This window comes from Klebsiella sp. 141198 (genome assembly GCF_050600785.1).
GTDB classification, from domain to species: domain Bacteria; phylum Pseudomonadota; class Gammaproteobacteria; order Enterobacterales; family Enterobacteriaceae; genus Klebsiella; species Klebsiella aerogenes.
Genome location: NZ_JAQIRM010000004.1, coordinates 22,449 through 34,823 on the forward strand (window position 1 = coordinate 22,449; position 12,375 = coordinate 34,823).

At 59.0% G+C, this 12,375-nt stretch carries 15 protein-coding genes; 3 read left to right on the forward strand and 12 right to left on the reverse strand.

Features of this window, described 5'->3' with window-relative positions:
* Positions 1-26: 26 nt before the first annotated feature.
* The 12 genes from PGR10_RS14015 to flgB all read right to left on the reverse strand — a co-directional run bounded on the left by PGR10_RS14015 (position 27) and on the right by flgB (position 10,644).
* The gene (locus PGR10_RS14015; protein WP_087858100.1) at positions 27-413 is read right to left on the reverse strand and encodes a VOC family protein; all 387 of its coding nucleotides are present in this window, start codon (positions 411-413) and stop codon (positions 27-29) included.
* Positions 414-604: 191 nt separating this feature from the next.
* Positions 605-1,564, reverse strand: a complete 960-nt coding sequence (flgL, locus tag PGR10_RS14020; protein WP_430923654.1) for a flagellar hook-associated protein FlgL — start codon at positions 1,562-1,564, stop codon at positions 605-607.
* A gap of 21 nt (positions 1,565-1,585) precedes the next feature.
* The gene (gene flgK / locus PGR10_RS14025; RefSeq protein ID WP_015704937.1) at positions 1,586-3,235 is read right to left on the reverse strand and encodes a flagellar hook-associated protein FlgK; all 1,650 of its coding nucleotides are present in this window, start codon (positions 3,233-3,235) and stop codon (positions 1,586-1,588) included.
* Between the two features lie 182 nt (positions 3,236-3,417).
* Entirely contained in the window at positions 3,418-4,362 is a 945-nt protein-coding gene (flgJ, locus tag PGR10_RS14030) for a flagellar assembly peptidoglycan hydrolase FlgJ (RefSeq protein ID WP_316424495.1), read from the reverse strand.
* Positions 4,362-5,462 carry a flagellar basal body P-ring protein FlgI gene (locus PGR10_RS14035; protein WP_015367323.1) on the reverse strand — a complete coding sequence of 367 codons (1,101 nt, stop codon included), beginning with the start codon at positions 5,460-5,462 and terminating at the stop codon, positions 4,362-4,364. The genes flgJ and PGR10_RS14035 overlap by 1 nt, the downstream gene beginning before the upstream one ends.
* A 39-nt stretch (positions 5,463-5,501) precedes the next feature.
* Positions 5,502-6,203, reverse strand: coding sequence for a flagellar basal body L-ring protein FlgH (flgH, locus tag PGR10_RS14040; protein ID WP_015367324.1), 702 nt, complete (start codon positions 6,201-6,203; stop codon positions 5,502-5,504).
* Between the two features lie 82 nt (positions 6,204-6,285).
* A complete protein-coding gene (gene flgG, locus PGR10_RS14045; protein WP_015367325.1) occupies positions 6,286-7,068 on the reverse strand; it encodes a flagellar basal-body rod protein FlgG in 783 nt (260 codons plus the stop codon).
* A 34-nt stretch (positions 7,069-7,102) separates the two neighbouring features.
* Positions 7,103-7,858: a flagellar basal body rod protein FlgF gene (locus PGR10_RS14050; RefSeq protein ID WP_015704934.1), complete on the reverse strand. Its 756-nt coding sequence runs from the start codon at positions 7,856-7,858 to the stop codon at positions 7,103-7,105.
* Positions 7,859-7,870: 12 nt separating this feature from the next.
* On the reverse strand, positions 7,871-9,085 hold the full coding sequence (flgE, locus tag PGR10_RS14055; protein WP_430923656.1) for a flagellar hook protein FlgE: 1,215 nt from the start codon (positions 9,083-9,085) through the stop codon (positions 7,871-7,873).
* Positions 9,086-9,130: 45 nt separating this feature from the next.
* Positions 9,131-9,808, reverse strand: coding sequence for a flagellar hook assembly protein FlgD (gene flgD, locus PGR10_RS14060; RefSeq protein WP_015367328.1), 678 nt, complete (start codon positions 9,806-9,808; stop codon positions 9,131-9,133).
* Between the two features lie 12 nt (positions 9,809-9,820).
* Entirely contained in the window at positions 9,821-10,225 is a 405-nt protein-coding gene (flgC, locus tag PGR10_RS14065; RefSeq protein ID WP_015367329.1) for a flagellar basal body rod protein FlgC, read from the reverse strand.
* Positions 10,226-10,230: 5 nt separating this feature from the next.
* Positions 10,231-10,644: a flagellar basal body rod protein FlgB gene (flgB, locus tag PGR10_RS14070; RefSeq protein WP_015367330.1), complete on the reverse strand. Its 414-nt coding sequence runs from the start codon at positions 10,642-10,644 to the stop codon at positions 10,231-10,233.
* 159 nt (positions 10,645-10,803) lie between these two features.
* On the opposite strand from flgB, the gene flgA reads away from it, so the two are divergent.
* From flgA to PGR10_RS14085, 3 genes are all read left to right on the forward strand, one after another.
* On the forward strand, positions 10,804-11,454 hold the full coding sequence (gene flgA / locus PGR10_RS14075) for a flagellar basal body P-ring formation chaperone FlgA (RefSeq protein WP_430923657.1): 651 nt from the start codon (positions 10,804-10,806) through the stop codon (positions 11,452-11,454).
* A 63-nt stretch (positions 11,455-11,517) separates the two neighbouring features.
* Complete coding sequence (gene flgM / locus PGR10_RS14080) at positions 11,518-11,841, forward strand: flagellar biosynthesis anti-sigma factor FlgM (protein ID WP_015367332.1); 324 nt, start codon at positions 11,518-11,520, stop codon at positions 11,839-11,841.
* Between the two features lie 2 nt (positions 11,842-11,843).
* Entirely contained in the window at positions 11,844-12,278 is a 435-nt protein-coding gene (locus tag PGR10_RS14085; RefSeq protein WP_162750210.1) for a flagella synthesis protein FlgN, read from the forward strand.
* Positions 12,279-12,375 lie beyond the last annotated feature (97 nt).

Consider the following 12,375-nt stretch of genomic DNA (forward strand, 5'->3'; position numbering starts at 1 on the left):
GAATTAGCGCATTGAGGCGCAAACCATTATCGCCACGCCTTGTTCTGGAGTACCACCCTGTAGCCATCTGGATCAACGAACGTTTGGCCATTGATATCCCAATAAGGGTTAAAAGAATTCGTCAAGTTAAAGCCTGCTTCGCGCATTCTGGCGCAAGCATCTAACCACCCTTTCTTATCCGGGTAATACAGCACGAGTAGATCCTCCTCCGTCTGCAAGGGTTGTACTGGATGATATTGGCACCAGGTGAATTCTATATGCCAGCCCAATCCCTCTCGCCCTAACATTATTCCATTAAAACCATCGTGATCGTTGAATTCAGCAATTTTGTGTAAGCCCAATCCTTGACAGTACATCAAACAGGACCTTGCAAGATCGGTGACGGGTTTGGCGATACGCATATGAGTAAACATCCGGAATTCTCCTTGAGAGGATATGGTGTGAAGGTTGGGATCCGGTTTGAGTTTACACGCTATGAGGTGGTGAATTTGTCGCTGAGAGCCCCCCCACTTCCGCCTGATAAAAAAAGGGCACCTCACCCCGCGTACACAGAGAGAACGGGATGACGTGCCAAGGTGCTAAATGAAAAAGTGGTTATTCGTGATTAGCGATTCATCTGAAACAGCGACATACCCTGCATATCGCTGAAAGTTTTATAAGATGCCTGCAGCGCCGCCTGCTGCATAAAATAAGAAGAGATAGATTCCGCAAGGTCGGCATCGGTCAGGGCGCTCATCTGCAGCTGGTTGGTCATATCACGCTCTTTACCGATGCTATCGAGCTGATCCATTTCCTGCAGCTGGTTACCCAGCTCGGCGCGCACGCTCAATACCTTGTTGTAGGAGTTATCGAGGCCGCGATTAGCCTTCGCCAGCGCATCGTTCACCTGCTGTTTGGTGGCGTCATCGGCCCCCTGCAGCGGCGTTTTCAACGCTTCCAGCGCAATATCGATACTGGCGAACACATCGGCGACCGGCGCGCTGCCGTCCGGCTCTGGCTTCGGATTGCTGGTCAGCGCCATAAATACCGAATTACCGGTATGGCCGATGGTCATCGTACGGTTGGCGTCGACCTTCTGTTCAACGGCTTTATTGCCGCCCTGATAGCTAATCTTGCCGTTAGTATCGACAAACGGCGGCTTGTCATTCTCATAGCCGCCAAACAGGTAGCGTCCGTTGCCGTCGGTACTGTTGGCCTGGTTCAGCAGTTGATCCTTCAGCCCCTGTAGCTGGGTCGCCAGCGAATCGCGGTCGTTATCGCTCTCGGTGCCGCCGGCGTTAACGATCAGCGCCTTGATATCAGAAATCGTCGAGGTGGCTCCGGAAAGCACGGTCTCTTCCATCGATACGCTCTGGCGGGCGAAAGTACGCGCCAGGGTGTACTGATTGTTCTCGGCCTGCGATTGCGACAGCATCACCGTCCGCGATGCCGCCAGCGGATCGTCGGAGGGATTAATCACCTTCTTGCCGGTTGAAAGCTGCTCGGCGGCCTTCATAAACAGCGACTGATTGCCGGTGATGCCGGTCATGTTCTGTTGGTACATCATGCTGGTGCTCATGCGCATGCTGTCAGTTCCTCAATACAATCAACGAATATTCAGCAGCGCGTCGAACAGCGAGCTGGCGGTCTGGATCACCTGGGCGTTCGCCATGTAGTACTGCTGGAAACGCAGAAGCTCGCCATACTCTTCGTCGAGGTTTACCCCGGAGAGCGACTGCTGTTGACGGGCCAGTTGGGTGACGATACTGGACTGCGATTCGCTGCTCACCTTCGCAGCGGCGGTCTGGTTGCCCACGCCGCTGACGATCCCGGCGTAGGCGCCGCTGAGCGTCGCTTTGCCATCCACCAGGTTTTTGGTCTGCAGGTCGAGCAGTTTTTTAGCGTTATCGTTATCGCCGCGGCCGCTGTCATCTTTACCGGCGGCGGCGATTTTCGCTGAATCGGTAATCGCCACTTTCAGGTTGCCCGCCACGTCGCTGACCGGCTTCACCGTAAAGCTATCTTTCTGCTGCGGGTTGCCATCAATGCTGACTTCGAGACCATCAAAGCTCAGCGTCGGGTTACCGTCTGCATCTTTACCGGCGGTGGCGTTGACTTTGACGTTGTCCGGCAGACGGCTGACCTGCCAGTTGGCGCCGTCATACTCCACGCGGTAGTCGTTGGCTTTTACCTTGCTGGTATCGGTATACGAGACCGACAGCGAGGCATCGCCGGTATTGCGCGTATTATCAACCACCCGCGCGCCGCTGAAGCTGAAGAAATCGCCCCCCTGCTCACCGTTGAGATCGAAGCCCTCGCGGTGCTGTTGGTTAAAGCTATCGGCCATCGCCAGCGCCAGTTGGCCGAGCTGATTGCGCACGCCGTCCAGCGTCTCGCTGCGAAAACGCAGCACGCCGCTCAGGCTGCCGCTGGTGATTTGCCCTTCCGGCACTTCGCTGGCGCCGCTGCCGCGGTTATAGCCGAGAGTCAGGCGCGAAGGGTCGCTGCTGGAAGGGATCGCTTCCACCTGATAGCTGTTGTTGCCCTGCACCAGGGTCAGGCCGTTGGCGAAGGAGACGGTATAAGCGTCGCCGTCCTGCTGGGTTACCTGAACGCCCACCAGTTGGTTGAGTTCGCTGACCAGCTGATCGCGCTGATCGAGCAGCGCGTTCGGTTCGCCGCTGGCGCTGCCGCGCAGGCGGGTAATCTCATCGTTAAGACGGGCAATCTGCTGGCTATAGCTGTTAATCTGCTGGGCGGTGTCATTAATCTGCTGATTAACGCCGCTATCCATGTCGCGCAGATATTTATCGGTATTATTAAACTGGTTGACCAGGCCGTTAGCCTTACCCAGTACCGTCTGGCGCGCCGCGTCGTCGCCGGCGTTGCTCACCAGGTTCTGCAAATTGGTGAAAAAATCCTGCAGGCTCCCCGAGAGGGTATTAGTTTTGCTGGCCAGCAGGTTATCGATCTGCGAAATCTTTTCGTAGTAGGCGTTCTGCGAACCGGCCGCGCTCTGCGCGCCGCGCAACTGGTTAGTGATGAACTGGTTATATTCGCGGTTCACGCTGGTCACGGTCACGCCGTTACCGATAAAACCGTTCATGGTGGCCAGGCCGCCGTTTTGGGCCAGAATCGCCGTCTGCCGGTTATAACCCGCTACGTTGTAGTTAGAGATATTGTTGCTGACGGTACTGAGCGCCACCTGCGCCGCATTCAGTCCGCTCATCGCCGTATTGATTAAGCTATTGGACATCAGGGTTCCTTATGCTGCCAAGTCAATTCGCTCAGCTTGCCCTTGTTATCGGTCAGAGAAGTAAAAACTTGAGTAAATCTGCCTGCAAAATTCCGCAGCCGCTTTTATGCCGGATGGCGCTACGCTTATCCGGCCTACGCGCTGTGCGATTTGGTAGCCCGGAGAAGGCGCGACCTTCGAACCTAGAACAGATCGTTAATATCCGCGGCATAGGCTTTCACCGCCTGCGCCCCTGCGTGCTTCATCTGCTGAATCACGCTGACCAGCTTGCTGGCGTATTGCGGGTCGGTGGCGTAGCCCGCGCGCTGCAGCTCGTGCGCCGCCTGCTCCGGAGTCGATGCTTCAGCAACCGAGGCATAACGCGGGTTGTTGGTCAGCAGCTTGACGTAGTCAGCAATCGCCGAGAAATACGAATCGTAAACGCGGAATTTGGCCTTCACCTTCTTCGCCACCCCCTGTTCAAACTCAGTGGTGGTGATCTCGGTAACCGGCCCCTTCCAGTTGCCCCCGGCTTTAATACCAAACAGGTTGTAGCTCGGCGAGCCGTCGGCGGTCGGGATTTCGCGCTGCCCCCAGCCGGATTCCAGCGCCGCCTGGGCGACAATCAGCTGATGCGGGATCCCGCTGCGCTCACTGGCGGCGCGCGCCGGCATTGACAGACGGGCAACGAAATTGCCGTTGTTGAGCGATAGCGGCGCGGCGACCGGCGGCGCTTTCGGCACCGCCCGGCGGATCATCTGCTCCAGCGCCTGATTCGGCAGCGTCTGCAGCACCTCATTATCCAGCGCCATCGGCGCGGTGCCCGCCGTTTCGCTGGGGGCCGCGTTGGCGTTGCTCATCTGCTTGACCATCATGTCGGCCAGCCCTAATCCCTTTTGCGACATCTGCTGAGCAATCTGCTGATCGTACATCGAGGTGTAGAGCCGGGTCTGGTCGCTGCTGAGTACGCCATCCTGTGGTAGCGCGGCGCGCATGCTCTTTAGCATCATCTGTACAAACATGCCTTCGACCTGCTGCGCCACCTGCTTGAGGTTGCCCTGCGGATCGGCGGCGGCATCGCGCTTCAGGCCGTTCAGCGCCTGGGCGTCATAGGCGGCGCCCGACATCGCCATAACATCGCTGGCCATTAGATAATTTCCAGTTTGGCGCGCAGGCAGCCGGCGCTTTGCATGGCTTGCAGAATCGACATCAGGTCGATTGGCGTCGCTCCCAGCGCGTTCAGCGCGCGCACCACGTTGTTGAGGTTGGCGCTGGCGTTGATTTTCTGCAGTGAACCGCCCTGCTGCTGCATTGAAATCTGGGTATTCGGCGTGACCACCGTCTGGCCGCCGCCAAACGGCGTCGTCGGCTGGCTGACGCTGGTTTGTCTATCGACCACCACCGACAGGTTGCCCTGAGCCACCGCGCAGGAATCAAGGATCACCTCGCGATTCATCACCACCGAACCGGTACGCGAGTTGATGATCACTTTGGCGTCCATGGCGCCAACGTTAACGTTGATATTCTGGATCTCGGCGAGGAAACGCACCTGCGAGCTATTGCCCTGCGGCACCAGTACCTGAATAGTACGCGCATCGAGTGGCGATGCGGTGCCGCCGCCGCGCTGGCGATTAATCGCATCGCTAATCTGCTGCGCGAGGGTGAAATCTTCATCATTGAGCTGCAGGTTGAGCACCCCACCGCTGCCGAAAGTGGTCGGCAGTTCGCGCTCGATGGTGGCGCCGTTGCTGATGCGTCCGCCGGCCAACTGATTGACCTGCACGCTGCTGCCGCCCGCCGCCGCGCCGGCGCCGCCTACCAGCACGTTGCCCTGGGCCAGCGCATAAACCTGGTTATCCACCCCTTTGAGCGGCGTCATCAGCAAGGTCCCGCCGCGCAGGCTTTTGGCGTTGCCCATTGATGAGACCACCACATCGATATTCTGCCCCGCGCGCGCGAAGGGCGGCAGCTTCGCCGTGACCATCACCGCGGCCACGTTCTTAAGCTGCATGTTGGTGCCCGGCGGCACGGTAATACCGAGCTGCGATAGCATGTTGCTCAGGCTTTGGGTGGTAAACGGCGTTTGCATGGTCTGGTCGCCGGAGCCGTCGAGCCCCACCACCAGGCCGTAGCCGATTAAGGCGTTATCGCGCACGCCCTGTACCGTCACCAGATCGCGAATACGCTCCGCCGTCGCCGGTAAGCTGGCCGCGCCGATTAATAGCGCAATGATGAGTTTTTTAACCATGTGAATCTCTTTTCAGTAACAGCGCAAATGGCCCGCTCATTAGTATGGGGAGACGTTGAGGAAGAACCGCTGCAGCCAGCCCATCGTCTGCGCTTCATTGATGTAGCCGTTGCCGACATACTCGATGCGCGCGTCCGCCACCTGCGTTGAGGTAACCGAGTTGCTACCGCTGATGGTGCGCGGGTTAACCACCCCGGAGAAGCGGATGAACTCGGTGCCCTGGTTAATGGCGATCTGTTTTTCCCCCACCACGTGCAGGTTGCCGTTGCTCAACACCTGATTAACGGTGACGGTAATGGTGCCGTTGAAGGTGTTATTGGCGTTCGCCCCGCCTTTACCGCCGAAACTGTTATCGCCGGAAATATCCATATCGGCGCGGGCGTTGCCCAGCAGGCCGTCTAAGTAGCGCGGCGCGGTGGCGACGCCAAACTTGCTGGAACCGTTACGGCTGGCATTGGCGGAAGAACTCTTGCTGGCGCTGACGTTTTCCTGCAGCACAATAGTCAACGTGTCGCCAACATTGCGCGGGCGGCGGTCTTCGAACAGCGGCTGATAGCCGTAGTTCATCGGCTGCGCAGCCTGAAAAATTGAGCCGTTCGGTACCGGCGCGGTCGGCGGCGCGGGCTGCGCCGAGGTCGAACCATCGACCAACGGTTTATGCGGAATGTACGCGCAGCCGCTCAGCGTCAGCATCACCATGCCCGCCAGCAAGCGTTGTCCCTGGCGCGGCAGGGTGGCCATCGAATGTGTGGTTACCACGGGGTATCGCCTTTGTTACACCAAAAAAGCGACGGGCGCGGCAGGCGACGCCCGTCATCAAACATTACAGTTGGGTCAGCTTCTGCAGCATCTGATCCGACGTCGAAACCGCTTTGCTGTTGATCTCATAGGCGCGCTGGGTCTGGATCATATTAACGAGCTCTTCCGCCACGTTGACGTTAGAGGTCTCGACATAACCCTGGTAGAGCATACCGGCGCCGTTCAGGCCCGGTGTGCTCTCATTCGGCGCGCCGGAGCTTTCAGTTTCCTGGTAGAGGTTCTCGCCCACGCTTTCAAGGCCGCTGTCGTTAATAAAGGTGGTTAACGTCAGTTGCCCGACCTGCTGGGCGGCAGTCTGCCCCTGCTGGGTGACGCTCACGATGCCATCGCGGGCGATGGTAATGGTCAACGCGTTGGCCGGAATAGTGATCGCCGGCTGCACCTGGAAGCCGCTGGCGGTCACCAGCTGGCCGTTCTGATCGATCTGGAACGAGCCGTCGCGGGTGTAAGCCTGGCTGCCGTCCGGCAGCAGCACCTGGAAGAAGCCCTGGCCTTTAATCGCCACGTCTTTGCTGTTGTTGGTCTGCGACAAGTTGCCCTGGCTATGCAGACGCTCGGTGGCGACCGGGCGCACGCCGGTACCGATCTGCAGGCCGGAAGGCAGCGTGGTCTGTTCGGAGGACTGCGCCCCCGGCTGGCGCATGGTCTGATACAGCAGGTCTTCAAACACCGCGCGCTGGCGTTTAAAACCGTTGGTGCTGACGTTCGCCAGGTTGTTGGCGATCACGTCCATATTGGTCTGCTGCGCATCAAGACCGGTTTTCGCAATCCATAAAGAGGGAATCATTGGTTATTTCCTTTGGCCGCGGGCCGACTGGCTATCAGCTTACTGACAGCAGAGAGTTCGCCCGCTGTTCGTTCTCATCCACGCTGTGGATGACCTTCATTTGCATTTCAAAGCGACGGGCGTTGGCGATCATATCGACCATGGTCTCCATCGGCTTGACGTTACTGCCCTCCAGCACGCCCGGCATGACCCGCACCTGCGGGTCGTTGGCCAACAGATTGCCGCGGCGCTGCTGGGTTTCCGGGGTCAGGCGGAACAGGCCGTCATCGCCGCGCATCACTTCGCGCGCATCAGCTTTCACCAGCTTCAGGCGGCCAATTTGCGCGATGGTGTTCGGCGGATCGCCGGGGTTCAGCGCCGAAATCGTGCCGTCGGCGGCGATAGTGATTTCCGCCGACGGTGGCACCTCAATCGGCCCGCCGTCGCCCTGCAGCGGCATTCCCTGCACCGTCAACTGACCGTTAGCTGAAACCTGAATGCTGCCGTTGCGGGTATAGGCTTCGCCGCCGCCCGGCAGGCTGAGCGCCAGAAAACCGTCCTGCTGCAGCGCCACATCCAGCGGGCGCCCGGTATAGTTCAGCGCCCCCTGGCTCATATCGGCGCCCGGCGTCGAGGCCGCCACCAGCGTGCGGGTGGCGAGGCTCGGCCCGTCAACCGGCACCGCGCGTAGCGCGGCGAGCTGGGCGCGAAAGCCCGGCGTCGAGGCGTTGGCGAGATTGTTGGCGGTAATCGACTGTTGCTCCAGCGTCTGGCGCGCGGCGCCCATCGCGGTATAAATCGCGTGATCCATAACTCAGTTCCGTTAGCGCAGGCTGACCAGCGTCTGCAGGATCGAATCCTGCGTCTTGATGGTCTGGGCGTTGGACTGATAGTTACGCTGGGCGACAATCATGTTCACCAGCTCCTGGCTCAGGTCGACGTTGGACGATTCCAGCGCGCCGCTGGTCAGTTTGCCAAAACCGCCGCCGCCGGAGAGTCCCACGCGTGGCTGGCCGGACGCGCCGGTCTCCTGCCAGACGTTATCGCCCTGCGACGCCAGACCTTCCGGGTTGGAGAAGTTGGCCATCACAATCTGCCCCAGGACCTGGGTCTCCTGGTTGGAGTAGATACCGACGACGGTACCGTCATCATTAATCTGGAAGTTGGTGTATTCGCCGGCGGCATAACCATCCTGCGCCACTTTACTCACCGAATCGCTACCGACGTTCTGCTGCATACTACCGGCGAAGCTGAGCGTGAAGTTCTGCGCCGGGGCGCCGTCTTTCGCGCTCATCGGAATGGTCATGCTGAACTCGCCCGCCTGGCCGTTAACGCTGACCAGGTTGCCGCTGGTATTGAACTCCATGGTGCCCGCGCTGACCGCAGCCGCGCTGCCGTCCTGGGTATAGACCTGCCATTTGTTATCGTCGGTTTTCACGAAATAGGCGTTGATGTTGTGGGCGTTACCCAGCGAATCGTAGGCGGTGATAGTGTTGACGTAGTTGTAGCTGTCCTGCTTCGCCGGGTCGAAGGTTTTGTTCTCCGGCACTTTATGCGTCGACTTCAGGTTGGCGACCATTTCACCGGAAGTCGACGCTTTGGCGTTCATCATCCCTTCCGGTATGCTCAGCGGTACCGGATTGGCGCCCTGCTGAATGGTCGGCGGCGTGCCGGCAGCCGGATAGCCGGTAAGCTGCAGCCCCTGCATATTGGTCAGATTGCGGTTTTCGTCCAGCTTAAACTGACCGTTGCGGGTATAGAAAATACCGCCGTCTTTATCCTGCATGCGGAAGAAGCCGTTGCCGTTGATCGCCACATCCAGCGCGCGGCTGGTGCCGGTGGTGGTGCCGCCTTTAAAGTTCTGGGTGATCCCGGAAACTTTAACCCCCAGCCCGACCTGCGAACCGGCAAACATATCGGCGAACGACACGCTGCCGGATTTGAAACCCGCGGTCGCGGAGTTAGCGATGTTGTTGCCAATCACGTCGAGATTGGTGGCCGCCGCGTTTAAGCCGCTGACTGCCTGAGAAAAGGCCATGTTACTCTCCAAATATTTAGGGTATCGATAAAATCCAGATGCGAATTACAGGATCTGCCGCACTTCCTCGAGGCTGGCGTTACCGGCCAGGCCGAGATCCAGCTTCGCGCCGTTGCTGTCGTTAATCACGCCGTTAACCATGCCGAAGTGCAGGCTGCGCGCCACCAGTTGCTCGCCGTTGCCCTTGGCGTTAATCGCCACTTTATAGGCGCCGTCCGGCGCGGCGGTACCATCATCCAGCGAGCCGTCCCAGGTGAAGGCGTGCACACCGGCGGTGAGGCCGCCAATCTCAATGGTCCGCACCACCTGGCCGTTGGCGTTGGTAATGGTTGCCGTGACCTGATCGGCGGCCCGTTCCAGCTCGACGCCAAACGGCGTGGTGCTGACCTGGCCTTCTTTGCTGCCGACCAGAATGTTATTACCCGGTACCATCACGCCGTGGCCGATCAGCGCGCTGGCCTGCAGCGACTGGTTGCTGTTGATCTGCCCGGAGATCGCGCCAAGGGTGGTGTTGAGTTTTTCGATGCCCTGTACGGTATTAATCTGCGCCAGCTGCGAGGTCAGCTCGTTGTTCTGCATCGGGTTGGTCGGGTCCTGATTTTTCAACTGCGCCACCAGCAACGTCAGGAAGCTGTTATGCAGATCCTGGCTGGTGCTGCTTTTGCTGGCGGAATCAAGAACCGCGTTATTGGTCGATTCATTGGTGGTTGCGGCGATAGCCATCGGGATCTCCGGTTACTGACCCAATGTCAGGGTTTTCATCATCATCGACTTAGTGGTGTTGAGCACTTCGACGTTGGCCTGATAGCTGCGGGAGGCGGAGATGGTGTTAACCATTTCACTCACCACATCGACGTTCGGCATCCGCACATAACCCTTAGCATCAGCCAACGGGTTGCCCGGTTGATAAACCATCCGAGCGGGCGCCGGGTCATCGACCACCTGCGAGACGCGCACGCCGCCGGTCTGCTGCCCTGGCGCCGCGGCCACTTCGAACACCACCTGCTTCGCGCGATAGGGTTCGCCATCCGGGCCGGTGACGCTATCGGCGTTGGCCATATTGCTGGCGCTGACGTTCATCCGCTGCGACTGGGCCGAGAGCGCCGAGCCGGAGATATCAAAAATATTGAGTAAAGACATTCGCCTTATCCTTGTTGCAGCACCGACATCATCCCTTTGATCTGACCGTTGAGCAGCGTCAGGTCGGTCTGATATTTCAGGCTGTTGTCAGCGAAGTTGGTGCGTTCGCGATCCATGTCCACCGTGTTGCCGTCCATCGACGGCTGGTCCGGCACCCGGAACAGCAGATCCAGCTCCGGCGGCTGCATGGTTTGCGCCGGAATATGGCGCGCCGCCGTCAGGTTAAGCGCCATGCCGTTGCCGTTTACCCGCCCCTGTTGCAGGACTTTATTCAGTTGGCTGGCGAAATCGATATCCCGCGCCTGATAGCCCGGCGTGTCTGCGTTGGCGATATTGGCGGCCAGTATTTCCTGGCGCTGGGCGCGCAGGTTCAGCGCCTCCTGGCCAAAACGCAGAGCAGCGTCCAGTTTGTCGAGCATGCTCCCTCCGCAAGGTTAGAATTTGGAGCCGACAGCATAAACGCCCCCTGCGCCAACCTATCGCGGGAATAGGGGCAAAATGGGGCGCTATTTATCTGTTTAGTCCCTCGGGGCAGCCGTTACACTTAACCCCTTTCCGGGTGGCGTGAGGGGAACGCGATGAAAAGTAAAATCCTGCTGGTCGGCCTGCTGTGCAGCCTGAGCGCCCGCGCCGACACGCTGGCGACGCAAATCGAAAGCTTCATTAAAAGTAAATTCAACGATAATGCCGTACAGGTGAAAGTGCTGGTGCGCACGCCGCCCGCCCAGTGGCCGCCGTGTGAATTACCGCAGCTGTCGCTAGCGCCCAATGCGCGAATAGGCGGCAATATCAGCGTCTCCGCCCGCTGCGGGCAGGAGCGGCGGTTTATTCAGACCCAGGTGCAAGTATTTGGCCGTTATCTGACGGCGGCGCGCGGTATTAGCGGCGGAACGCCGCTGACCCCGGCGGATGTGGTGCTAAAATCAGGCAGGCTCGATACCCTGCCGCCGCGTACGCTGACCGACAGCAAAAAAGCGCTGGGCGCCGTGACGCTGCGAAATATCAGCCCAGGCCAACCGCTGACGCTGTCCATGCTGCGTCGCGCTTGGGTGATCAAAGCCGGTCAGCCGGTACAGGTCATGGCCGAGGGCGATGGCTTTAGCATCAGCGGTTCCGGTAAAGCAATGAATAACGCGGCAGCCGAAGATAGCGTGCGCGTGCGCATGGTTTCCGGCAAAATCGTCAGCGGTATCGCCGGGGAGGATGGCGCCATCCGTATTACGTTATAAAAAAGTAAAGGTTTGCCAGCATCTGCCGATAACCCCATTAGAAACCCATTTTGGAGATGGACCATGAGTATCGATCGCACCCAGCGGTTACAGCCGGTTTCCACGGTACAGCCGCGTGAAACCCCGGCCGACAACCCGCTTCAGCCGCGTAAGGCCGCCGCGGCGGAAACCGCCGTTAGCGCCACCAAAGTGAAACTGAGCGATGCGCAGGCGCGGCTGATGCAGCCAGGCACCCAGGATATTGATATGAACCGGGTCGAGGCCATCAAACAGGCGATTCGTAGCGGCGAACTGAAAATGGACGCGGGCAAAATCGCCGACGCCCTGCTGCAGGATGCGCACAACGATATCCAGCGCCTTGCCGGTAGCAAAACAGATAAGGCCTGATGATGGACAGATTACGCACTCTGCTGGATAAACTGGCGGAAACCCTGCGGGCGCTGGATGACGTGCTGGCGCAAGAGCAACAGTTGCTGTGTGCGGATGAACTGCCCGGCGTAGCGCTGCAGCGCGTCACCGATAGCAAGAGTCAACTGCTGGCGACGGTAGCCTGGCTTGAACAACAGCGTCCGGCGCTGGAAGCTAACCTTGCGCTACGCGCGCCTTACCCCGGCCATGAAAGCTTCGGCGAAAGCTGGCGGCAGATCCAACAGTTAAGCCAGAGCCTGCGTGAAAAGAATCAGCATAACGGCCTGTTGCTCAATCAACAGATCGCCCATAACCAGCAGGCGCTGGCAATTCTTAGCAAGAATAATAAATCGCTGTACGGGCCGGATGGCCAGTCGCGCACCGCGAGTCTGCTGGGCCGTAAAATCGGCGTCTGAATTCCTTTCTCTGTATTTCCCCAATGGCGACGGTTACCCGTAGCGCCGTGTTTTGTCAGGTGGCGCTACGCTTACCTGACCTACGCCGGCATGTGAT

Coding starts and splice junctions, on each gene's coding strand:
- PGR10_RS14015 (WP_087858100.1), bottom strand. CDS start 413: ATGTTTACTCATATGCGTATCGCCAAACCCGTCACCGATCTTGCAAGG.
- flgL (WP_430923654.1), bottom strand. CDS start 1,564: ATGCGCATGAGCACCAGCATGATGTACCAACAGAACATGACCGGCATC.
- flgK (WP_015704937.1), bottom strand. CDS start 3,235: ATGTCCAATAGCTTAATCAATACGGCGATGAGCGGACTGAATGCGGCG.
- flgJ (WP_316424495.1), bottom strand. CDS start 4,362: ATGGCCAGCGATGTTATGGCGATGTCGGGCGCCGCCTATGACGCCCAG.
- PGR10_RS14035 (WP_015367323.1), bottom strand. CDS start 5,462: ATGGTTAAAAAACTCATCATTGCGCTATTAATCGGCGCGGCCAGCTTA.
- flgH (WP_015367324.1), bottom strand. CDS start 6,203: ATGGCCACCCTGCCGCGCCAGGGACAACGCTTGCTGGCGGGCATGGTG.
- flgG (WP_015367325.1), bottom strand. CDS start 7,068: ATGATTCCCTCTTTATGGATTGCGAAAACCGGTCTTGATGCGCAGCAG.
- PGR10_RS14050 (WP_015704934.1), bottom strand. CDS start 7,858: ATGGATCACGCGATTTATACCGCGATGGGCGCCGCGCGCCAGACGCTG.
- flgE (WP_430923656.1), bottom strand. CDS start 9,085: ATGGCCTTTTCTCAGGCAGTCAGCGGCTTAAACGCGGCGGCCACCAAT.
- flgD (WP_015367328.1), bottom strand. CDS start 9,808: ATGGCTATCGCCGCAACCACCAATGAATCGACCAATAACGCGGTTCTT.
- flgC (WP_015367329.1), bottom strand. CDS start 10,225: ATGTCTTTACTCAATATTTTTGATATCTCCGGCTCGGCGCTCTCGGCC.
- flgB (WP_015367330.1), bottom strand. CDS start 10,644: ATGCTCGACAAACTGGACGCTGCTCTGCGTTTTGGCCAGGAGGCGCTG.
- flgA (WP_430923657.1), top strand. CDS start 10,804: ATGAAAAGTAAAATCCTGCTGGTCGGCCTGCTGTGCAGCCTGAGCGCC.
- flgM (WP_015367332.1), top strand. CDS start 11,518: ATGAGTATCGATCGCACCCAGCGGTTACAGCCGGTTTCCACGGTACAG.
- PGR10_RS14085 (WP_162750210.1), top strand. CDS start 11,844: ATGGACAGATTACGCACTCTGCTGGATAAACTGGCGGAAACCCTGCGG.